Here is a 21,686-nt window from a genome sequence, read left to right on the forward strand (position 1 = left end):
CGACATGGCCTTGAATTCATCCTCCATCGCCCTTAGGTTTATTTATAGCAACACGGCACTGCCGAAAAAATTACTCACGCCGGGAAGGGAACTGCCGTCAGGGATTATTTTAACACTGACCTGACATTTCCGGCAGAATCGGGAAAGGCTGCTATACTTAATCCCTATTGAGTCAGCAACCGACAATCAAGAGGATAATGACATGAGTACCGCTAAACTGGTAAAAACCAATTCTTCTGAGCTCCTCTATACGCGCAATGATGTAGACGAGAACGTCAAGCTGGAAACCATCAGGGTGCTGAACCGTCTGGTCGCGCAATTTATTGATCTGTCACTGATCACCAAACAGGCGCACTGGAACATGCGCGGCGGCAACTTCATCGGCGTACATGAGATGCTGGACGGCTTCCGTACCACCATCACCGATCACCAGGACACCATGGCAGAGCGTGTGGTGCAGCTGGGCGGCGTGGCACTGGGCACCGTGCAGGTGGTCAATGACCAGACCCCGCTGAAAAGCTACCCGACCAACATCCACAGTGTGCAGGAGCATGTCAAAGCGCTGGCAGACCGTTATGCGGTGACCGCGAACGAAACCCGCAAAGCGATTACGCAGGTGCAAGATGAAGACACCGCTGACATCCTGACAGCGGCTTCCCGCGACCTAGATAAATTCCTGTGGTTCATTGAATCGAATATTGAGTAACTGTCGTAGCGCCGCGCCACGGCGCTGTTATACAGCACTTTGATCGTGATGGCCTGCAAGGCCAGCCAGAGAGGCAACCCCCCAGGGTTGCCTTTTTTATTTTCCAGCCTATCTGTAAGCTTATGAAAAACAGTTAATTTCAGACAGCACCTAAGACTTATCTTAAATTGATAGGGCTAGTGAATGATTTTATGATTATTGATAGCGCAAAGCATCTTTACTCCCTTCCGGTGTTCCCTGTAACGTGCGCCACACTTTGTTTAGGTGTATTGATGGAACCCCGCCGGATAATAGCCCCGCAGTTTCCAGAACCCGTTGCGTAAATAACCATAATTTTGGTGCCTTTATCTGCGCATTACACCACCTTAAATCAAATTATTATCTTCTGACCGGCATGGCTGCGCACTATCCGGCCCTGTCATGGCGGTGTTGCTATCATGCCCGTCGCCCAGATTGATGGGTTGCAGTAGGGCGCGGCAGCGCATGGACACCTTTTATTATCTGATGGATTTTTCATGGCCCGTAGTGGACTGGAAGTACAAAAAGCCGCAGTAAAAGCGCTTTTTTTACGCGAGATAAAAACCCGATTCGGTAAGTATCGCCTGGGGTATCTTTGGGCGGCGCTGGAACCAGCGGCCCATATCGTGATTCTGCTGGCGATATTCGGCTATATCATGCACCGCACTATGCCCGATATCTCCTTCCCGGTATTTCTGATTAACGGCATCATTCCGTTCTTTATTTTCAGCAACATCAGCAACCGCTCAATTGGCGCGATAGAGGCCAACCAAGGGCTGTTTAACTATCGCCCGGTCAAACCGATCGACACTATTATTGCGCGTGCCGGGCTGGAGCTGGTGATTTATGGCGTGGTCTATCTGGTGCTGATGCTGGGCGTCGGATTGTTGGGCGAGCAGTTTGCCATTACACAGCTGATCACTTTGATCTGCGTCTGGCTGCTGCTGGTGCTGTTTGCCAGCGGTGTCGGACTGATTTTCATGGTGGTAGGAAAAAGCTTCCCTGAGACAGAGAAGTTTCTGCCGATTCTGATCAAGCCGCTCTATTTCATCTCCTGCGTGATGTTTCCGCTGCACAGCATCCCCAAAGAGTACTGGCCTTACCTGCTCTGGAACCCGCTGGTACATGTGGTCGAACTGTGCCGCCAGGCAGTGATGCCCGGTTACATTAGCGATGGCGTCAGCCTGGGCTATCTGGCGATCTGCACGTTGGGGGTACTGTTTATTGGGCTTGCGCTCTACCGGGTACGCGAAGAGGCGATGCTGACATCATGATCACCATTGAGAACCTGACCAAATCCTACCGCACCCCGGCCGGCCGCCACTACGTCTATAAAGATCTGAACGTGGTACTGCCTGAAGGCAAAAGCGTGGCGCTAGTAGGCCGCAACGGCGCTGGGAAATCGACACTGTTACGAATGATCGGCGGCATCGACCGCCCGGACAGCGGCCGGGTCGTGACCAGCAAAAGCATCTCCTGGCCGGTAGGGCTGGCGGGCGGCTTTCAGGGCAGTCTGACTGGCCGAGAAAACGTAAAATTTGTGGCGCGGCTCTACGCCCCCGCGGCGGAGCTGAAAGAGAAAGTGGCCTTTGTAGAGGCGTTTGCCGAACTGGGCAAATATTTCGACATGCCGATCAAGACCTACTCCTCCGGCATGAAATCGCGCCTTGGATTTGGCCTGAGCATGGCTTTCCGTTTTGACTACTACTTGGTAGACGAAGTCACGGCAGTAGGCGATGCGCGTTTCAAACAGAAATGTGCGGAACTCTTCAAGGCACGTCACGCCGAATCAAGTTTTCTGATGGTCTCCCACAGCCTTAACAGCCTGCGTGAATACTGCGACGCCGCCCTATTTATCGGCCGTGATAACCAGGTGACCTATTACGACACCGTGGATGAGGCCATCACAGTGTACCAGCAGGATGAGGGGCTGTAGGCCCCTCTTTTTTATTCCATCTCTAACACCGACGTCTGTCTAAGGGATACCGCCCCTACCGGGCTCCCCTCTTCTCCCGCAACATGCCGTGATTCAAACAGTATCCGATTTTCTCCGTAGAATACGGCGTTGATCTGGGTGGTCTGCTGCATATAGTGGCGGAATTTTTCGAATAAGGCCCAATCCGGCTGAAAATCCGCGCCCCAGAACTGGTTAAGATGCCCTTGGAAGGTCAATCCGCGAATATCATAAAGTGCGCGGCCCATCACCTTGAGAGGTTTATGGTGAATCAACGCAGACAGCCCGGCCGTACTGTTAATAGTTACTACGCCGCGGGCATGAGTGAGCAGCTCCGGCATCGGCAGGTCATGCACATAAAGCACCCGATCCTCTATTTTGTATAGCCTGGCCAGACGACGGATTAACGGCCCATAGAGTCGGTGGCCGCGATCCATAGGGTGATGTTTGAGCACCAGCCACTCTGAAGCTGGCGCTTTCTTGGCAAAGGAGTGCATTACTTCATTGATATAGTCACGGACATCTTCATAAGGACTGTGATGACGAATTTGGCTATCGTTATATACCTGCAAAATAGCGAGGTAATAACGCTGACTTAAGTTGCCCGATAATTGTTGCACTATTCCGCGCTGTTGAACCCGGTACCACTGTTTACGCCAACCAGCGCGCAGCCAGCAGCGTGCCTCATACCAAGGCGAGAACGATTTATGGTGGCGATAGGCCTCATAACGATGGCGACGCAGCCAGCCATGCGCGTAGTAACCGATTGCCCGCCGCACCCGCAGAGAAAATGAGGGCGAAAGCACATCAACTACCAGCGGGGCCGCTTCCGGTAGTGCTCGGTAAAATTCTGCGGCCCGCGGCAATGTAGAGTGCGCATTCACGCCGCCCTGCTCCAGCGTCATAAAGTGCGGACGTAAGTAACCCTCTTCAAATGCCAGGAAACGGATACCTTTGGATTTTGCCCAACGTGCCGCTACCCGGTGTAGAGGGCGACAGTCACCAAAACAGAGAATAGTATCGCAAGGGTAGTGCCGATAAAGCTCTCTCAACCATGAAGCAAACTCATCAGGCGTCTTGCGGTAAACCAAGGGATTACGGTGGCGGCAATAGTGCTCGTCACCGCCATTAAAGACGACATTGACGGCTTCCCGCCCCATGCTTTCCAGCCAGTTTGCCATGTCACTGAAAAAGGGACCCATCGGGCCTTGCAGTAAAAGATATTTTTTTCCTGCAAGCAGGGTCTGAAGCGCTGTGTTTTCCATAACTACTCAAATAAGTTATAAAATTTTTAACTTAACTTTTATCAACATCAGGGCCTTGCGGTATTGGCGCCTCAGAGTGCTGAATTTTTTATCACCAATAGACATATCGGCACGCGGCATCATTTCTATAGTGTCGATTGCCTGTTCAGCGCTCATTGGCTGGCGCCGTTGTGGATGGATGTAGGTGGGATAACTGATCAGCGTGTGGTAAACCAGTGCATCCAATGACAGTCTCAGGGTACGCCGCTCAAGAGTTAGAGCATCTTCCGTCAACCCCCACCCCGCATAGAAAGGCATCCCATAGCAAAACACTTTTTTGCCGTGCAAAAGAGCCTCAAAACCGGCAAGCGAAGTCAGAGTATGCAGCTCATCGCAGGCATGAATGCAATCGATGATATCGGCATCCTCTGCTATCTGGTCTGCCAGTTGCTCCATCAGCGTGACGTCAATGTGGCCGCGGCGGTTACCAGCCAGTACATCGGGGTGTGGCTTATAAATAATGAACGCATCTGGATTGCGCGTACGTACTGTCTCTAAGAGTGCCTCATTAGTGGCGATGCCCAATGCTCCTGTCGCAATGGAGGCGTCATCTTCAACCTGCCCTGGTACTAACAGCACCTGCTTACCAGCAGCCTCTAGCGGTAAGGCAAAGGGGGCACCAAGATTATATTTGCTGAGCTTCGCAGCCACTAAGCGGGTACGCAGCGCCCGCGCCCGCTGCTGTTGTGCGAGAGTTACCGATTGGGTGGTGAAATAGACTTCCAGGTCACTCAGACGAGTGGCATCGTAATAAATACCGCGCTTGTCGAGCACCAGTGAGAGCGGCGGGTAAAGGTCAGACCCTAGTCCAGAAGAGCGCAAGAAGCCATCCTCCATTCGCCACACCACCAGCCCGGACTGCTCAGCCTGTGCCTGCCAGCGACGCTCTCCCTTTATCCCCCATACCACGCAGGCGCTTCCTTGTGGTTTGGGTCCACAGTAACGAATCGAAGCACCGTCACTGTGCAGGAAAGGATGCAGAATGCTTTTTTTCCATATACTCAGGCCCGGCACATAGAGCGTGCCAGTGCGGCTTTTCCGGTATTCCCTGGCCGCCATTAGCCAGTAGAGCACGGTTTGCAGGGTCGCCGATTCTCCTGTCACTGGATTGATATAGCAGCTGTAACGCAGGTACGCGGCGATAAAAAGATCCATCAGCGTGGCACTACCGCGCCGGGCATGAAGGGCTGTTGCCTCTGGATGGCGGTCATCTGTTATGCCCCAGCCGGCATACCAAGGCTGCCCAAAGCAATGTACCTTCTTCCCAGCCAACAGAGCTTCAAACCCGTATTGAGAGGTCACAACGTAGACCTCACTGACGTGCCGTAGCAGTGACTGTGGACTGACATCCTGTGCCAGCAGTTTGACCCGTTTATTACGGGTAGCTGCAAGTAAGGCTTCCTTCCCCAGATAGCCGCCCTTCTTGCCACTCAAAACATCCGGATGAATTTTGACCCAGATCTCGGCGCTGGGGTGCTCAGCTATCGCCGCAGAGAGCATGGTAGTGAAATCCTCTGCGCCAGCTTGGCCAAAGGCCACGGCCATATCTCCAAAGGTCTGGTCCACAACCAGCACCGCCCCTTCGGTCGGTATCCGACCTGTGAACGGTGCGGCCTGATTGTATTTGGAGATATCCTGTTCAACGATAAACGCCATCGCCTGTTGGGCTGCCGCTATCAGCGCGGGATCATCCGTGCGCTGCTGGATCAGCTGTTCCAACGTGCTAGGCTGGCGTGCGTCGTAATAGATGCCGAGGCTATCCATTACCATCGAAAGTGGTGGATCGCCAGAGACGCCTAGCCCCAGCGAGCGGATAAAGCCATCCTCCAACCGCAGCAAAGGAATGCCGTGCCGTGCTGCCCAAGCCGCTGGCCGTCGGGCCGTAGGCCGTTGCCCCCAGACAGCCACAGCGGTTAGCCCTTCGGCCGACCGGCGTGAAAGAGAGAGCGGACAAAAGGCTTGCCGCAAAAAATTGCCCAGCGCCGGAATACGCCGGATACCTGCTGAATGGATACCGATCATCTGTTTGCCTGCACGTTTACGCCATTGCCTATACTGCACCCAAAGCAGCCCTCCGGCCGGGCGGCCAGGGAGCTGTATAGGAGAACTGTTCTGGAGGTGAAAAGTGCGCTGGATTAGCCGATGCGCAGACTCTCATCAAACATAAAACGCGTTTTCAGAGCCTCCAAATGAGAAGAGGGAATTGGCCCCGTAAGATAGCGGCGGTCCCAAATTACATCGCGCTTCACTACTTTAGCTGGCGTGCCCGCAAGGATTACGTTGCCTTCAGTAATGTTTTTATTTACAAAAGAGCCAGTACCGATAATGGTATTACGCTGCACTACCGCACCTTTACCAATGCTGACGCCATAGCCGATCCAGACGTGGTCGCCAATCTCCACTGACGCGCTGTAATTGATTCGCTCTCCAGTTTTCAGATCGATAATCGAGTGGCTATCACCTGAGCGGATGACGATATCTTTCGATAGCATACAGTCGACGCCTAACGTGATGGCAGTGCCATGCTCGCACTCAATTCGGGCGGAAACCATGGTAGTAAATTTGCCAATGTTGACGGTGTTATTGTCCCCTTTCATAGAGATCGCCCCGTTTAACACACAGGCTTTCCCAATCAAGATTTTGTTGTTATCACCGTTCACATCCACCAGCAGCCGTTTGCCGGTTACTCCTTCGCCAAATACGAGTTTGTTATTCGAGCCTTTGAAGGTGATTTGGAATTTTTCTTTAATAACGGGAGGCGTTTCCTCTGGGAAACGCACCACGTTACCTGAACCGTAATCCTGAATATTCATCGTGTCGTTGCCTTATTCGCTGCGGATGGTCATGTCATACCAGCGGCTGAGCATCTTCACTTTTGTATCCGTAAAGAATAGGTCACGGTCTTTGAGATATTTGCTGTACTTCCGTTTCGACAGGAACAGCGTAAACATCAATTTTTCCAGCCCGGTATAGATGCGTGGCACCGGCACTTGGCGTGAGAGCTGCGGTTTCGTATTAAGCGACGGTGTAATGACCTTAGGTTTTGGCGCGGCTGTTTTCGCGATAGCTTTCGCTGGGGCAGGTTTAACTTTTGGGTAGATCACCTCTTCGCCTTTTTTCCAGACAGAGAGCTGATCGGCACGGCTACCGATGACAAATTTTTTGCTGATACCGCCAAAGGAATCTTCAAAACTCTGCCCCACTAGGAGACGCGCATCCAACTCTGCCGGGCTATTAACAAAATAGGAGAAGACTTTTTCTGCCAGCGTCCAGTCAATATAGGCTTGTTGCGCCAGTGCGCCGAAACGGGTAGAAATGTCGCGGGCAAAGCAGATCGCACCATTATGCACATCGTCGATTAGCTTGGCGCGCATGGCATGGTTTGGTTCATCACGGTAAGTCCTCACCAAACTCCCAGCCGAGTCCACGCTCATAGAGACCAGGCTACGCTCAATGTGGCAAGTCAAGAACTCTACCAGATGGCGATTATTGACTGCTGAACTACGGTTTTCCAGCGTCACGAAGTCACCAGCATAGGCGCTCAGATGCTGCCCTTTCGCCAGCCAGACTTCTGCTCCCTGCAAAGTCGCATAGTAGTAACCATGCAGGCGCTTGCCCAATAACGCGCCCAGCGATCCTTGCATGTTAGCTTTCCAACCAATATCTACAATCCCTGCTTCCTTATTATCCATCAGGCCTGCTTCAGTGAGATAGCGTAGATAGGCATCGCGCTCATGGGCTGCCTGCGCCAGGATGTCAGCGTCTAGCGCTTGGCAAAGGCGGCTAAAGCGCACTTTATCTGCACTGGTGATCCCCAGCTTTTCATCACAACTTAGGTATCCGAAACCAGATAGCACCTCTGCATCAATATTTTCGGCAGATAAACCAAACCGGTAACTGAGCAGCTGCCCAACTGTGACCCCTTCACTATAAGGTTGCGATGCAACGTTCAGAATGTCGTTACGGCTGCGGATTGACGCAACTCGTACCGCTCGGCGTGACGAGTAAAGGTAGTGGCTTGGAACGGCCTGCAGGTTATCTTTGTTCAGAGCATCATAGATCTGCTTCAGTACCCAGCCTTCGCGTGACAGGAAATAGAGCCGACCTAATCCCGCTTTTTGCGCCTGACGCGTCAACCATTGCATATACCCTACCAGCATCGGGCCAATCGCTGCATAACCGAGGTTATAAGCACTGCCCATAAACATGGTATCTTCCCCTTCGTCACCCGCTGGCATATCAAACAGCTTAGTGGCGATTAGACCCGCGATAATGCTGCGCGGTTTTTCACCTGCACCGCGGCGTGGGTGGAAAATCTCTTTGTAATAGCGGTTGCCGCGCATCCGATCAAGGGCACGCATCAGGCGGAAGGTCAGCATACCGCGCGCCTTCGGCATTGCGATATCTGCCGCTGCGTTATCACCGATATGGATAATTTTTTCCGGCGGCACATCCAGCTCTGCCAGTACCAGGTCAAACAGGCCACCCTCTTTTTTACGAACGCCATATTCGCTGGATACATAGAGTTTCTGATAACCCTGATAGCCCGCTTTCTCCAGCATCTTCTCAATAACCCAAGCTGGCAGGTACATATCGGAGATAATGGATACCGGTTTGCCAGAGCGCATCGCGGTGTCCCACAGACGTTTACCGGCCGGGCGCGTCTGGATAAGCCCAATCTCCAGCTCAATTTCCGCCTGTTTAATGCGGGTTGTCAGGGTGTCATCCAGCTGATAATGGGTGGCAATCGCCTGATAGATCTCATCCAGAGTAATTTCGCCAGCATTGCTATTGGCGCGGGTTTCTACCTCAGCCATGAGACGTACTTTATAGAAATCCTCGGTCAGGCCGTTACTGAGCTGCAACGCCTTGGTTTCCAGGAACTTATAGGCATCTGCCGGAGTTTCTACCGGCCGGTCAATCAGGGTATCAAACACATCAAAGGTAATATGCTCTACCCCTTCACGCCGGATAATGCGATCCAGCTTCAGGGCATCCGCATTTTGTGCCGCCAGAGCGCTGTTAGCCTGATCGATATCACGGGCTGCACGGCCGATATTGAATTGGTCATGCAGTTTCTGGTGGTAATCTGGGTCGATGTCAGTGAAATTGGCGAACAGATCGAGACCGGTTTTGCCGGACTGCTTGCGCGCGACCATGTCCTCAATCAGTGTGGAGAAGAAGTGTTTATTGGTCAGGATGTTCTGCGCCAGTGGCTGCTGGCGGTTAATAATGAAATCCAGCACCGATGCATAAGCGTGGCGGCGCTCTAGTCCTTTTTCAGCCAGCACATCTGCAGAGAGCGGGCGGATAAAGGTTTCATGCGGCACCATGATCTCTTTATTCCAGATCATTGATTGCAAAGCGATCGATGAAGAGCAACTGATCACCTGATCCACCGCCGGTAGAATGTACTGGGAGATACTGTTGATCTGGTCAAACTTCTCATCGAAGATCAGGTTCGGCCACTGCTGTTTTAGCGCATGCAGCACATCATTGCTCAGAACCGTATCTTTTACCCGCGGCGTCACATACTGCGTGACTACCAGCCCGGTATCTGACGGCGTTTTGCTCAACACGTCGACCAGGTAGTCCGCCTGCGAGATATAGGGCGTATCGGCCAGAAAAGCGTAGTGCCCGCTCGTCTGCAGCGGCAGCAGTGCTAGGTTGCGGAACTGCCCTTTAGGGTCAAAATCCTGCGGGCTAAACGGGGAAACTTGGGCAATCGCTTCTTTTACGCTGGAGGTAAACTGGCTGGCCGGGCTATTTACGCTATAACCTTTGCCTGCCGCCACAATCTGATCAAAATAGCGGTACAGGGAGCCTTGTTTGTAAAGGCCGATTGGGTCGAATGTCACCATATGAGGGAACGGCGCCCGGCAGAACGCACCTGGCATTTGGTGTACCACCAGTGCATCAGGGTAACGGGCCTCCAGGAATGGCACTGGCGTTTCCCACACTAAAATCAGATCGTAATGGTCGTCAAGCCGCCCTTCCAGCCCGGCCTGGATGGCCGCAGTTTTTTCACCCTGCGCATCGGCATACAACGCCTGTGAAGGGTCGGAAAGTACTCCTACCATGCCAATCACGTCAGAAAGTGACAGATTAATGATGCAAGCTTTCGCATTGATTTTTTTTGCTTCATCGCTGATCAAATCATGCGTGACGACACTTACATTGTGGCCAATGCTGAGTAACATATTTGCCTGAGGCACCAAGTGCTTCACAAAACAATTCTTATAAAAAAGAATATCGCCCTGTGCAATCCATGGTGAGTTCCAAATCAATACGTTCATCTGTTACTAATATCCTTTACTCAAGCGTAGTTTATTACAGTGTCAAAATAACTTTGGCGGCGACGGCGATCTGGTAAATGATGGTCGAGATGCCACGGGTGACCTCAATGCTCTTCGATTCAAACTTCGGCAGCACCATCAGTTCATCGCCCGGTTGCAGGGTGTCAACATTGTCGGCGTCATCCGCTTCGCCGTTTTGATGGATCACGATGACCTTCGCGTTGCCCTTCTTCTGGGTCAAGCCCCCAACCTTGGCGATGTAATCCTCCGGCGACAGCCCTTTCTGCCAAGCTACGGCATTCGGGAACAGCACTTCGCCGTGCACCATGACCAGTGAGGTGCGCTCCGGGATGTTGATAATGTCGCCATCTTCCAGAATCACCTGATCGAGGTTGTTCTCATTGAGCACCACCGCCCCTTTAGGCACCACGTTGCGCGCCTTGGCAACAAAGCGGCTGATCAGCTGCGCCTCCTGCATCCGCAGGTTGGCCTCTTCCGACGTAGCGGACTGAGCAGAGAGTGACGCCTCCTCCAGCTTCTGCAGGGAAAGGTCCAGCATCTCTTTCTGGCGCTCCGCCACCGAGCGGCGGAACAGCTGGATGGCATTAAGCTGTGACATGTTGTTGGTGCGGATCTGCGCCAGTACCTGGCGCATAGTGGCCCCATAGGGCAGCACCACCGCGTGTTCGCCGGAGTGCGCGCCTTCAATGCGTACCTGAATGGTGCCGGCGTAGCGGTCAGCGCTGACAATCAGCTGATCGCCATCCTGTAAGAAGCGGCCGTTCGCCTGACTGAGCGGGTAGTACTCGCTGCGTTTGACGGTGCCTTGCTGGCGGATAATGGTCATGTGGGTGGCGCCCGGCTTTGGACGTGCCCAGCTCAGCGCCTCGCTGACCGGCAGCGTGCCATCGCGGAACTCAAAGTCATAGCTGTTGAAGACTTCGCCCTGCACGCTGACCGTATGCTGGCGCGGGCCGACCACAATCACATCGCCGTCAGCAAACTGCGACAGGCTGAGGTTGCCGTTCAGCAGGAAGTCATACAGGTTGATGTGGCTGCGCACACGGTTACCGCGCTTGACCTCGATGTCCACATAGCTACCGCGCTCGGTGTCCACCCCGCCCGCCTTGCTCAAGTAGGAGAGCAGCGAGTCAGAGGCCACGCCGCCATAGAGGCCGGGGTTGTTGACGTAACCGGTGACAAATACCTTGACCGGCTGCGCCTGCACCAGCGAGGCGTAGACGTTGACGTTAGCCTGATAGACCTCTTTCACTTTGCTGGTAACCAGACTGTTGAGCTGGCCGTTCGGCGTGCCAGCAACTTTCATCGGGCCAACGTTAGGCAAGAAGATGTTGCCTTTCGGGTCTACCGCCAGGCTGCCCTCAAAGTTAAAAGCGCCCCAGAGCCGCACCTGGATCTGGTCACCCAGCCCGATGACGTAGCTGGGGTTAAAGCCGATGCTGCTGGCGCTGTTGCCGCCGGTGCCACTAAAGATCTGGGCACCGAACATGCGGCTGGCGGGGGCCGGAACCACCGGGGGCGGGGTGTCGTCAAACTGGCTGCTGCTTTTGGGCTGGGCAGTCTGGCCACTGATCACCTGCGGCAGCGGTGCCGCGCCGGTCAGGGAGGGATCGGCGGTCAGGGAGATCGCCTGCGCCTGAGCCAGCGGCAACATCAGGGCAAGAACAAAGGTGTTAAACAGTTTCATGGCGTGCTCGCGGTAGTCGTTATTAGTCCCGGTGGTCATCAATCACTGCCAGCAGCAGTTTGATGGTGCCGAAGAGTAAGCAGCAGATCAGCAGCAGGCTGATGATCAGATAAGGGCTGTTGGGGTACGTTGACTCTTCCGGCATCTGCGGCGAGCTAATCACCGACAGCACCTTGAGCTTGCGTGCGCTTTCGACGCGGGTCTTCTCGATGGAGGTGAGCGCCAGCTTGTAGAGATCCGTATCAAAGGCAACCCTGGCCTTGATCGCCTCGAAGTCCACCGCCATGGTATTGAGCTGGCGGCCGTCCGGGGCAGTGATTTTGCTCTGCTCCTCTTTAATCTGGGCAGAGAGCGACTCCAGCGCATTGCGGACACTGACCACCTGCGGCGTATCCTCACGCAGATAGGTCAGCAGGTTACGCAACTCCGCTTCCATCTGGATTTTCTGGCCAATCAGGGTATTTACCAGAGCGCTAGCTGCCTGCGCCTGTGCACCAGGGTCCAGCGTACTGTTACTGTTCTGGTAGGCGAGCAGCGCCGCCCGGCTGGCGTCGAGGCGGCTGCTGGCCTCGTGCATCTCTTTCTCAGCAAAGGCGAGCTGGTCACGAGCAATCCGGTGGGATAGCTCGTTAATAAAACGCTCCGACTCTTTCAGCACCGCCTGGTTAAAGCGCTGGGCGAACGCCGGCGTAAAGCCTTGGGTGGCGATGGTCAGCAAACCGGTTTTATCGTCGTAAATCACGCTGATACGATTGCGGTAGTACTCGAGGAAACGCTCACGCGACAGGTCTGCCGGCAGGTGGTAGAAAATATCCCAGCCGCTGGCACCGAAGGCCTGATGGAAATTAAGTTGCTTGTCCAGAATCGCCAGCATATCCGGCGAGTTGATATAGGCTTTTAAATAGAGCGCATCCTCGGCCGAACTGGTATTACTCGCCCCCAGCAACAAGCCGACATTCAAACTGCTGCCGTTGATATCATCGGAACGTTTAATTGCGACCGTGGATTCACTTTGGAAACGCGGCTGGCTGAATAACACCAGATAAATAATCAACAGTGCCAGTGGCGCAATAATGATGATCTTTGCCAGGTGGCGATGCAGGAAAGCCAGATTCACGGTCTGACGCAGCCGCCGGACGAGTTGCTTGCCCGGCAGTGCAGCTTTTAGGTTATTCATTAACATGAGGGTTCATCATTTTCTAAAAGGGGCGTGGCTTGGTGCCATTATCTGGCGCACTAATCCCCTGTAACGCAGAGGTTATGGCGCAAAAAAGGGCGCTATTCACTCAATTGGCTGCTTTTTTAATCGAATATACGGATCAGGCCGACCACATCCTGCCCACTGCCGGTGACCAGCAGCGCGGAGATGCGCTCCTGCTGCATCAGGTGTTCGGCATCAGCGATCATTGTCTCCTGCGGCAGGGTGATCGGGTCATGGGTCATGATGTCGCGGGCAGTGCAGGTGTCGAGACTGCTGCACTTCGCCAATGCCCGGCGCAGATCGCCATCGGTGATGATGCCCACCAGCCGCCCGGCGGCGTCATTGACCGCCACCATCCCCTGACAGCCGCCGGTGATCTCCTGGATCACCTCACGGAAGGTCGCGCACTCCTGCACCTGTGGCACCGTGGTCTGCATCAAGTCTGCCACACGGGTCAGCAGACGGCGGCCCAGCGAACCACCGGGGTGGTAGCGAGCAAAATCCGTGGGCCGGAACTGGCGTTGCTGCATCAACGCAATCGCCAATGCATCGCCAATCGCCATCGTCAGGGTGGTGGAGGTGGTCGGGGCGAGATTATTCGGGCAGCTTTCGCTCTCCATCATCAGCTCCAGCACGGCATCGGCGTGGTGTGCCAGGGTCGAGTCAGCGGCGTTGGTCAGGGCGATGATACGGTTGCCGAACGCCTTCAGCGATGGGATGAGTTTCAGGATCTCATCCGTCTCACCGCTGGCGGAGATCAGGATTAGCAGGTCATAGGGAGTAATCATCCCCAGATCGCCGTGGAACGCTTCCGCCGGATGGATAAAGAAGCTGGGGGTGCCGGTCGAGGCAAGCGTGGCCGATATTTTGCGCCCCACGTGGCCCGATTTTCCCATGCCGGAGAGAATCACATGCCCTTTGCACTGGCTAATTAATGTCAGCGCCTGCTGATATTGCGTGGAATCAATATGTTCTGCCAAAGTGCGCAGGGCTTCAGCCTGCTCATTCAGGGTGCGTTTAATCGACGCAATATTATCTGGCGATGCAGAATAGCGAGGAAGTGTGGAGAGCAGCGTATCAGACACGGGATTGACCTTAACCGGTAATAAAAATAACGCCAGGCAGGATGGCTGCCCCAAATGGCGTCACCAGAAAATAACACCTTTAAAAAGAGGGTCTGTTTAAAACGCTGCCTGTTTATCACATGAAATAATTGAACACAATAAATTTAAGATTATTCTCACCTTACGCTCAAAATTTAAACAAAGGTAACACAGTGCTAACGCTTGTAACGGCGTGCTCACAGGTTTACACCTCCTTAACGCAAATTGACCGGTGGAATACTTCACTCTCCCAGCAAAACACCCTTCCAGCGACTATAATTAATCTCACAAACCGGATAATTCACCGATAAAGTGACGCCGGTTTTTTGATCTTTCCATCGCGTTACGGAGGCATAATGGCCAGTGGTTGGGCACAAGATGGTGCCGTACAGGATCAGATTGACTCGACGGTAGAGGACGCCGTGCAGCGTGCGCGCCAGTCGTTGGGACATGGCGTCAGCGAGAAGTTTTGCCAGGAGTGCGGGGAGCCGATTCCTGAGGCGCGACGGCAGGCGCTGAAAGGCGTGCGCTACTGTGTGCAGTGCCAGGCCGAGCTGGACAAAGCCGAGCACGATCATGCTGGCTATAACCGGCGTGGCAGTAAAGATAGCCAATTACGTTAAGGCGGGCCGGGCAACCGGCCCTTTTTCCATCCATCAGCCTCTCTTATCTTGCCCTTCTCCCCTCCCTTTGCTCCCCTGCACATTTTTGCAGCACGACTGCCGGAAAAATCAGCATTAAGGTCTAAAATCAGATCTGATTTGACTATAAATGCAGTGCGCTGCACTTAAATAGGGCATAACTACAGCCCCTGCACCACCATCGCACTATTGCACTCCTTTGGTGCACTATTCTGGTGCAATCGGGCGTAAATTCGCTTTGCGTGCGCTCTCTTGCGAAAAATCCTATTGATTTTCAACAAGTCGAAAAGTTGGCACGATTTTTTCATAGCATCGCGTGAAAGATAAGAATCGGCTATCACTCCGGCACCAATAAGGAACTCCTTCATGAAGTCATTTGCAAAAGCCACACTGGCCGCCCTGACGCTGGCCTTCGCCGTTTCCTCACACGCAGCAGACAAATTGATCGTTGCCACAGACACTGCCTTCGTCCCGTTTGAGTTCAAGCAGGGTGACAAATATGTTGGTTTCGACGTGGACCTGTGGGACGCCATCGCCAAAGAGCTGAAGCTGGACTACAGCCTGAAGCCGATGGACTTCAGCGGCATCATCCCGGCGCTGCAAACCCACAACGTTGACCTGGCGCTGGCCGGCATCACCATCACCCCGGAGCGCAAAAACGCCATCGACTTCTCTGACGGCTACTACAACAGCGGCCTGATGGTGATGGTGCCGACCAACAGCCCAATCAAAGGCGAGCAGGATCTGGCTGGCAAAGTGGTGGCAGTGAAAAGCGGCACCGGCTCGGTGGATTACGCGAAAGCGAACATCAAAACCAAAGAGCTGCGCCAGTTCCCGAACATCGACAACGCCTACCTGGAGCTGGGTACTGGCCGTGCCGATGCGGTGCTGCATGACACGCCGAACATCCTCTACTTCATCAAGACTGCCGGCCAGGGCCGCTTTAAGGCGGTGGGTGACTCCATCAAGGCGCAGCAGTACGGCATTGCGTTCCCGAAAAACAGCGACCTGCGCGAGAAGGTGAACGGCGCGCTGAAAACGCTGCGTGAGAACGGCACCTACGCCGAGATTTACCAGAAATGGTTTGGCACTGAACCTAAATAAGTGCGTTACGTTGACGTTCCCGGCGGCATCCGCTGCCGGTTTTTCCAGGAGATGACCCATGCAGTTTGAATGGAGCGCCATTTGGCCCGCTCTTCCTATCCTGCTCGAAGGCGCCAAGATGACCCTGTGGATCTCGATCCTCGGTCTGCTGGGCGGCCTGTTCATCGGTGTGATCGCGGGTTTCGCCCGCGCCGTGGGTGGCTGGGTCTCCAGCCACATCGCACTGGTGTTTATCGAGCTTATCCGTGGCACGCCGATCGTGGTGCAGGTGATGTTTATCTACTTCGCCCTGCCGATGATGATCCCGGTGCGCATTGATCCCTTCAGCGCGGCGGTGGTGACCATCATCATTAACTCCGGCGCCTACATTGCCGAGATCACCCGTGGTGCGGTGCTCTCCATCCACAAAGGGTTCCGCGAAGCCGGGCTGGCGCTGGGCCTCTCCCGCCGCGACACGCTGCGCTACGTGATAGCGCCGCTGGCGTTGCGCCGGATGCTGCCGCCGCTGGGCAACCAGTGGATTGTCAGCATCAAGGACACCTCCCTGTTTATTGTGATCGGTGTGGCTGAACTGACCCGTCAGGGACAGGAGATCATCGCCGGCAACTTCCGTGCGATGGAAATCTGGACCGCAGTGGCGGTGATCTACCTGATCATCACCCTGGTATTGAGCTTTATCCTGCGCCGGCTTGAAAGAAAACTGAAAATCATATGATCGAATTCAAGAACGTCTCCAAGCACTTTGGCAAGACCCAGGTGCTGCATGACATTGACCTGAAGATTAACCAAGGCGAAGTGGTGGTGATTATCGGGCCGTCCGGCTCCGGCAAATCGACCCTGCTGCGCTGTATCAACAAGCTGGAAGAGATCACCAGCGGCGATCTGATTGTGGATGGCCTGAAGGTCAACGACCCGAAAGTGGATGAGCGCCTGATCCGCCAAGAGGCGGGGATGGTGTTCCAGCAATTTTACCTCTTCCCGCACCTGACCGCGCTGGAGAACGTGGCCTTCGGCCCGATCCGCGTGCGTGGCGCGAAGAAGGCGGACGCCGAGAAGCTGGCAAAAGAGCTGCTGGGCAAGGTGGGCCTCTCAGAGCGCGCGCACCACTACCCTTCCGAGCTGTCGGGCGGCCAGCAGCAGCGCGTGGCGATCGCCCGTGCGCTGGCGGTGAAGCCGAAGCTGATGCTGTTTGATGAGCCGACCTCCGCGCTTGACCCGGAGCTGCGCCACGAGGTGCTGACGGTGATGAAGGATCTGGCCGAAGAGGGCATGACGATGGTGATCGTCACCCACGAGGTGGGCTTTGCCGAGAAGGTGGCGTCACGCCTGATCTTCATCGACAAGGGGCGTATCGCCGAGGATGGCGACCCGCACACGCTGGTGAACAACCCGCCCAGCGATCGGCTGCGCGAGTTTTTGCAACACGTCTCCTAAGCGAAACGGCGGGCCATCAGCCCGCCGTTTTTTTACTTCCAGCGCGCCGCGACCCAGGCCGCCTGCTGGCGCGCATTGAGGAATGTCCAGGCCACCACACGGCTGACCTTCTGCCCCTGTGCCATCTCCAGCGTCTTCACCTCAACCGCCCCGGCCTCTTCCAGTTCGCGGTAGATACGCGGCAGCGTCTCCTTTTTCGATACCAGCGTGGTGAACCAGAAGCAGTTCTCCGCCAGCTGGCGGCTTTCGGCGATCATGCGGCTGATAAACAGCCCCTCACCGCCCTCGCACCACAGCTCATTGCTCTGGCCGCCGAAGTTGAGCCGCGCAGTGTCAGCGTCGCTCTGCCCTAGGTTGTGCCGCTTGCGGCGGCTACCGGCGGCCACCTCCTCCGCTGAGGCGTGGAACGGCGGGTTGCAGAGGGTGGCGTCATAGCGCTCGTTCGGCTTGATGATGCCGGCGAAGATCTGCTGCGACTGCTTCTGCTGGCGCAGGCGCACGTTGTGGGTCAACAGCGGGTTACGGGCGATGATCTGCTTCGCCGAGGCGAGCGCGACCTCATCGATGTCGCTGCCGGTGAAGCGCCAGCCGTAGTCATGCAGCCCGACGATTGGGTAGATGCAGTTGGCCCCGATGCCGACGTCCAGCACGGTGATATTTTTGCCGCGCGGCGGCTCACCGTGGTTGCTGGCGGCCAGCAGGTCGGCCAGGTGGTGCAGGTAGTCGGCACGGCCGGGGATCGGCGGGCAGAGGTAGCCCTCGGGGATATCCCACTCGGCGATCTGGTAGAAGTGGCGCAGCAGTGCCCGGTTCAGCGCCTTGACGGCAGCCGGGTCGGCGAAGTCCACCGACAGGTCGCCCCAGGCATTTTCGGCGACAAAAGCGGCCAGTTCGGGGCTACTGGCGATAAGCGCCGGGAAATCATAGCGGCTGCGATGCCGGTTACGCGCATGGAGTCCGCTTTTTCCTGCGGGGGAGTCTCTTTTTGCACCTGAAAGCTCTCTGACAACATTTTCTGCGGCTAAGATACCACACCCGCCCCACGCAAGCGCACATTCTCCCCCTGGACGAAGCTCCCCCCTGGCAGCTAACGTTAGGTATTGTGTTACTCATCAAGAGGTAAGTCATGACCGAGGAAAACCGTTACTACTATGAGCCAGCCGCTGGCCACGGCCTGCCGCACGATCCGCTGAACGCGATTGTCGGCCCGCGCCCGATCGGCTGGATCGCCTCCTGCAACGCCGAGGGGCAGCGCAACCTGGCTCCCTACAGCTTTTTCAACTGTTTTAACTACCGTCCTCCGATCATTGGTTTCGCCAGCACCGGCTGGAAGGACAGCGTGGCGAACATCCGCGCCACCGGTGAGTTTGTCTGGAATCTGACCACCCGTTCGCTGGCCGAGCGGATGAACGAGACTTCGGCCTCACTGCCCAACGGCATGGATGAGTTTGAGCGCGCTGGCCTGACGCCGGTTCGCGGCCGCCGGGTCGCCGCCAGCCGCGTGCTGGAAAGCCCGGTGAACTTTGAGTGCAAGCTGTCGCAGTTAATCCAGTTGCAGGACGCCACCGGCCAGCCCATCGACACCTGGCTGGTGCTGGGCGAGGTGGTGGCAGTGCATATCGACACCGCCCTGCTGGACGAGGGCATCTACCAGACCGCCCGCGCCGAGCCCGTGCTGCGCGCCGGTGGCCCCAGCGCCTACTATGGGATTTCCGAGGATCAGCGGTTTGATCTGGTGAGGCCTGATGCACGGTGAGGGGAATGGGGGGGCCCCCCATTAATCCCCCCTTTTTCAGGCATAGCTAATGCCCGTGGCCTCGCTTAGGCCGGAGAAGGGCCTGCACCACGCAGGCGTGTTTAACCTTCAGTTTGGCTCTGTCTTTTCCTGTCTTTGGTTTTTGTGGTTATTTTTGGCCTCGCTGAGGCCGGAGCAGGGTTTCGGTTGTTCGGATTCATTTGTCTACCTGTACGCCTGCGCCTCAACCGAGCAGGGCCTGCCGGCGCGCCGGCCCTGCACCCGCGCGCTTTTGGGTGCCTCGGCTAATTATTGCCCGCTATCGCGGGTTCCCTCCGTCAGCTTCCGGCCTGTCGGGCCGCGGCAGACGCGCTCCCAGCGCGACTGCCACTTTCGCGCACATCCCTGTGCGCTCACCCGGCCCGGAATCTTCCGTCGGCAATAATTTAACGCCCCCACCTCCTCTGCAAATCCTCGGCTATGTGAGGAAAGAGTTGGGGCGGTATATGGGGAAATTATTTCTGTTTAAAGGGTTCTGGGTTTTATGCAGCTAGGCGGCGAGTTTGACGGTTATGCTGTATAAATCAGAAAAACGAAAAGCAGCTCCACAGCCAATGCATTCCCCCTTCCAATATAAAAACTCCCCCAACTATTTCCTCACATACTTACAGCGCGCAGAGGAGGTAGGGGCGTTAATCATTGCCGAGTGGAGGCGCAGGGCCGGGTGAGCGGGCAGGACGCCCGCGAAAGGGCCAGCCGCGCCGGGAGCGCGTCTGGGCCGGCCCGCAAGCCCGGAGACGTAGCGAGGGTCACCCGCGAGAGCGGGCAATGATTAGCCACTTCACCCAAAAGCGCGCGGGTGCAGGGCCGGCGCGCCGGCAGGCCCTGCTCGGTTGAGGCTCCAAGGCACAGGTAGAAAGAGGAACCCGAACAACCGAAACCCTGCTCCGGCCTAGCGCGGCCACAGGCACCCGCCATGTCCACCCACAACACCCCACAAATAAAAATCCCCCAACTATTTCCTTACATAGCCAAGCATTGGCAAAAACGGTGGGGGCGTTAATCATTGCCGAGTGAAGTCGCAGGGCCGGGTGAGCGGGCAGGACGCCCACGAAAGGGCCAGCCGCGCCGGGAGCGCGTCTGGGCCGGCCCGAAAGCCCGGAGACGCAGCGAGGGTCACCCGCGGGAGCGGGCAATGATTAGCCATTCCACCCAAAAGCGCGCGGGTGCAGGGCCGGCGCGCCGGCAGGCCCTGCTCGGTTGAGGCTCCAAGGCACAGGTAGAAAGAGGAACCCGAACAACCGAAACCCTGCTCCGGCCTAGCGCGGCCACAGGCACCCGCCATGTCCACCCACAACACCCCACAAATAAAAATCCCCCCAACTATTTCCTTACATAGCCAAGCATTGGCAAAAACGGTGGGGGCGTTAATCATTGCCGAGTGAAGTCGCAGGGCCGGGTGAGCGGGCAGGACGCCCGCGAAAGGGCCAGCCGCGCCGGGAGCGCGTCTGGGCCGGCCCGCAAGCCCGGAGACGTAGCGAGGGTCACCCGCGAGAGCGGGCAATGATTAGCCACTTCACCCAAAAGCGCGCGGGTGCAGGGCCGGCGCGCCGGCAGGCCCTGCTCGGTTGAGGCGCAGGCGTACAGGTAGAAAGAAGAACCCAAACAACCGAAACCCTGCTCCGGCCTAATGAGGATACAGGCAACAACAATGCCCTCACGACACTCCACATATATAACGAACTCCCCCTATTCCTTCCTCACATAGCAAAGGATTTGCACAATGGTGAGGGCGTTAAATCATTGCCGAGTGGAGTCGCAGGGCCGGGTGAGCGGGCAGGACGCCCGCGAAAGGGCCAGCCGCGCCGGGAGCGCGTCTGGGCCGGCCCGAAAGCCCGGAGACGCAGCGAGGGTCACCCGCGGGAGCGGGCAATGATTAGCCACTTCACCCAAAAGCGCGCGGGTGCAGGGCCGGCGCGCCGGCAGGCCCTGCTCGGTTGAGGCGCAGGCGTACAGGTAGACAAATGAATCCAAACAACCGAAACCCTGCTCCGGCCTAGCGCGGCCACAGGCACCCGCCATGTCCACCCACAACACCCCACAAATAAAAATCCCCCCAACTATTTCCTCACATAGCCAAGAATTTGCAGAAACGGTAGGGGCGTTAAATCATTGCCGAGTGAAGTCGCAGGGCCGGGTGAGTGGGCAGGACGCCCGCGAAAGGGCCAGCCGCGCCGGGAGCGCGTCTGGGCTGGCCCGACAGCCCGGAGACGCAGCGAGGGTCACCCGCGAGAGCGGGCAATGATTAGCCATTCCACCCAAAAGCGCGCGGGTGCAGGGCCGGCGCGCCGGCAGGCCCTGCTCGGTTGAGGCTCCAAGGCTCAGGTAGAAAAAGGAACCCAAACAACCGAAACCCTGCTCCGGCCTCAGCGAGGCCAAAAATAACCACAAAAACCAAAGCAGAAAAAGGAACCCAAACAAC

The 21,686-nt window shown here is 56.0% G+C and carries 16 protein-coding genes; 8 read left to right on the top strand and 8 right to left on the bottom strand.

The features are described 5' to 3' along the window. Positions 1 to 202 precede the first annotated feature (202 nt). The 3 genes from dps to ACK3SD_RS11875 all read left to right on the top strand — a co-directional run bounded on the left by dps (position 203) and on the right by ACK3SD_RS11875 (position 2,660). Positions 203 to 706, top strand: coding sequence for a DNA starvation/stationary phase protection protein Dps (gene dps, locus ACK3SD_RS11865; protein WP_137763743.1), 504 nt, complete (start codon positions 203 to 205; stop codon positions 704 to 706). A gap of 515 nt (positions 707 to 1,221) precedes the next feature. Continuing rightward, positions 1,222 to 1,998 carry an ABC transporter permease gene (locus tag ACK3SD_RS11870; RefSeq protein WP_137763744.1) on the top strand — a complete coding sequence of 259 codons (777 nt, stop codon included), beginning with the start codon at positions 1,222 to 1,224 and terminating at the stop codon, positions 1,996 to 1,998. Next, entirely contained in the window at positions 1,995 to 2,660 is a 666-nt protein-coding gene (locus ACK3SD_RS11875) for an ABC transporter ATP-binding protein (RefSeq protein ID WP_137763745.1), read from the top strand. Before ACK3SD_RS11870 ends, ACK3SD_RS11875 begins: the two co-directional genes overlap by 4 nt. Before the next feature lie 11 nt (positions 2,661 to 2,671). Here the strand turns inward: ACK3SD_RS11875 and ACK3SD_RS11880 are convergent, their stop codons facing one another. The 7 genes from ACK3SD_RS11880 to ACK3SD_RS11910 all read right to left on the bottom strand — a co-directional run bounded on the left by ACK3SD_RS11880 (position 2,672) and on the right by ACK3SD_RS11910 (position 14,272). Then, a complete protein-coding gene (locus ACK3SD_RS11880; protein ID WP_481125621.1) occupies positions 2,672 to 3,943 on the bottom strand; it encodes a capsule biosynthesis protein in 1,272 nt (423 codons plus the stop codon). Between the two features lie 15 nt (positions 3,944 to 3,958). Then, entirely contained in the window at positions 3,959 to 6,004 is a 2,046-nt protein-coding gene (locus ACK3SD_RS11885) for a capsular polysaccharide biosynthesis protein (RefSeq protein WP_481125622.1), read from the bottom strand. A 113-nt stretch (positions 6,005 to 6,117) separates the two neighbouring features. Next, positions 6,118 to 6,795 carry an acyltransferase gene (locus ACK3SD_RS11890; RefSeq protein WP_481125623.1) on the bottom strand — a complete coding sequence of 226 codons (678 nt, stop codon included), beginning with the start codon at positions 6,793 to 6,795 and terminating at the stop codon, positions 6,118 to 6,120. A gap of 12 nt (positions 6,796 to 6,807) precedes the next feature. Then, positions 6,808 to 10,278: an HAD family hydrolase gene (locus ACK3SD_RS11895; RefSeq protein ID WP_481125624.1), complete on the bottom strand. Its 3,471-nt coding sequence runs from the start codon at positions 10,276 to 10,278 to the stop codon at positions 6,808 to 6,810. A gap of 34 nt (positions 10,279 to 10,312) precedes the next feature. Continuing rightward, positions 10,313 to 11,986 carry a polysaccharide biosynthesis/export family protein gene (locus ACK3SD_RS11900; RefSeq protein ID WP_481127545.1) on the bottom strand — a complete coding sequence of 558 codons (1,674 nt, stop codon included), beginning with the start codon at positions 11,984 to 11,986 and terminating at the stop codon, positions 10,313 to 10,315. A gap of 22 nt (positions 11,987 to 12,008) precedes the next feature. Continuing rightward, positions 12,009 to 13,169, bottom strand: a complete 1,161-nt coding sequence (locus tag ACK3SD_RS11905) for a capsule biosynthesis protein (RefSeq protein WP_481125625.1) — start codon at positions 13,167 to 13,169, stop codon at positions 12,009 to 12,011. A gap of 119 nt (positions 13,170 to 13,288) precedes the next feature. Further along, complete coding sequence (locus ACK3SD_RS11910; RefSeq protein ID WP_481125626.1) at positions 13,289 to 14,272, bottom strand: KpsF/GutQ family sugar-phosphate isomerase; 984 nt, start codon at positions 14,270 to 14,272, stop codon at positions 13,289 to 13,291. Positions 14,273 to 14,646: 374 nt separating this feature from the next. Between ACK3SD_RS11910 and ACK3SD_RS11915 the strand changes: the two genes are divergently transcribed. From ACK3SD_RS11915 to glnQ, 4 genes are all read left to right on the top strand, one after another. After that, positions 14,647 to 14,913, top strand: a complete 267-nt coding sequence (locus ACK3SD_RS11915; RefSeq protein ID WP_137763750.1) for a DksA/TraR family C4-type zinc finger protein — start codon at positions 14,647 to 14,649, stop codon at positions 14,911 to 14,913. A gap of 384 nt (positions 14,914 to 15,297) precedes the next feature. Beyond that, positions 15,298 to 16,035 (top strand): glutamine ABC transporter substrate-binding protein GlnH, encoded by a 738-nt coding sequence (gene glnH, locus ACK3SD_RS11920; RefSeq protein ID WP_481125627.1) that lies wholly within the window; start codon positions 15,298 to 15,300, stop codon positions 16,033 to 16,035. Positions 16,036 to 16,093: 58 nt separating this feature from the next. Beyond that, positions 16,094 to 16,750 carry a glutamine ABC transporter permease GlnP gene (gene glnP / locus ACK3SD_RS11925; RefSeq protein WP_481125628.1) on the top strand — a complete coding sequence of 219 codons (657 nt, stop codon included), beginning with the start codon at positions 16,094 to 16,096 and terminating at the stop codon, positions 16,748 to 16,750. Further along, on the top strand, positions 16,747 to 17,469 hold the full coding sequence (gene glnQ, locus ACK3SD_RS11930; RefSeq protein WP_137763754.1) for a glutamine ABC transporter ATP-binding protein GlnQ: 723 nt from the start codon (positions 16,747 to 16,749) through the stop codon (positions 17,467 to 17,469). The genes glnP and glnQ overlap by 4 nt, the downstream gene beginning before the upstream one ends. 32 nt (positions 17,470 to 17,501) lie before the next feature. Here the strand turns inward: glnQ and rlmF are convergent, their stop codons facing one another. Beyond that, the gene (gene rlmF, locus ACK3SD_RS11935) at positions 17,502 to 18,497 is read right to left on the bottom strand and encodes a 23S rRNA (adenine(1618)-N(6))-methyltransferase RlmF (RefSeq protein WP_481127546.1); all 996 of its coding nucleotides are present in this window, start codon (positions 18,495 to 18,497) and stop codon (positions 17,502 to 17,504) included. A gap of 98 nt (positions 18,498 to 18,595) precedes the next feature. Here rlmF and ACK3SD_RS11940 point away from each other — a divergent pair, with 98 nt between their 5' ends. Continuing rightward, a complete protein-coding gene (locus ACK3SD_RS11940) occupies positions 18,596 to 19,225 on the top strand; it encodes a flavin reductase family protein (protein ID WP_481125629.1) in 630 nt (209 codons plus the stop codon). Positions 19,226 to 21,686: the final 2,461 nt, after the last annotated feature.

This window comes from Chimaeribacter sp. YP20170169, from assembly GCF_056739715.1.

What these genes read in the sequence shown, in the direction of transcription:
- ACK3SD_RS11885 (WP_481125622.1), bottom strand. Translation starts at nt 6,004, where the DNA reads ATGATCGGTATCCATTCAGCAGGTATCCGGCGTATTCCGGCGCTGGGC.
- ACK3SD_RS11875 (WP_137763745.1), top strand. Translation starts at nt 1,995, where the DNA reads ATGATCACCATTGAGAACCTGACCAAATCCTACCGCACCCCGGCCGGC.
- ACK3SD_RS11895 (WP_481125624.1), bottom strand. Translation starts at nt 10,278, where the DNA reads ATGAACGTATTGATTTGGAACTCACCATGGATTGCACAGGGCGATATT.
- ACK3SD_RS11905 (WP_481125625.1), bottom strand. Translation starts at nt 13,169, where the DNA reads ATGTTAATGAATAACCTAAAAGCTGCACTGCCGGGCAAGCAACTCGTC.
- ACK3SD_RS11890 (WP_481125623.1), bottom strand. Translation starts at nt 6,795, where the DNA reads ATGAATATTCAGGATTACGGTTCAGGTAACGTGGTGCGTTTCCCAGAG.
- ACK3SD_RS11915 (WP_137763750.1), top strand. Translation starts at nt 14,647, where the DNA reads ATGGCCAGTGGTTGGGCACAAGATGGTGCCGTACAGGATCAGATTGAC.
- ACK3SD_RS11900 (WP_481127545.1), bottom strand. Translation starts at nt 11,986, where the DNA reads ATGAAACTGTTTAACACCTTTGTTCTTGCCCTGATGTTGCCGCTGGCT.
- glnQ (WP_137763754.1), top strand. Translation starts at nt 16,747, where the DNA reads ATGATCGAATTCAAGAACGTCTCCAAGCACTTTGGCAAGACCCAGGTG.
- glnP (WP_481125628.1), top strand. Translation starts at nt 16,094, where the DNA reads ATGCAGTTTGAATGGAGCGCCATTTGGCCCGCTCTTCCTATCCTGCTC.
- ACK3SD_RS11870 (WP_137763744.1), top strand. Translation starts at nt 1,222, where the DNA reads ATGGCCCGTAGTGGACTGGAAGTACAAAAAGCCGCAGTAAAAGCGCTT.
- dps (WP_137763743.1), top strand. Translation starts at nt 203, where the DNA reads ATGAGTACCGCTAAACTGGTAAAAACCAATTCTTCTGAGCTCCTCTAT.
- ACK3SD_RS11880 (WP_481125621.1), bottom strand. Translation starts at nt 3,943, where the DNA reads ATGGAAAACACAGCGCTTCAGACCCTGCTTGCAGGAAAAAAATATCTT.
- glnH (WP_481125627.1), top strand. Translation starts at nt 15,298, where the DNA reads ATGAAGTCATTTGCAAAAGCCACACTGGCCGCCCTGACGCTGGCCTTC.
- ACK3SD_RS11940 (WP_481125629.1), top strand. Translation starts at nt 18,596, where the DNA reads ATGACCGAGGAAAACCGTTACTACTATGAGCCAGCCGCTGGCCACGGC.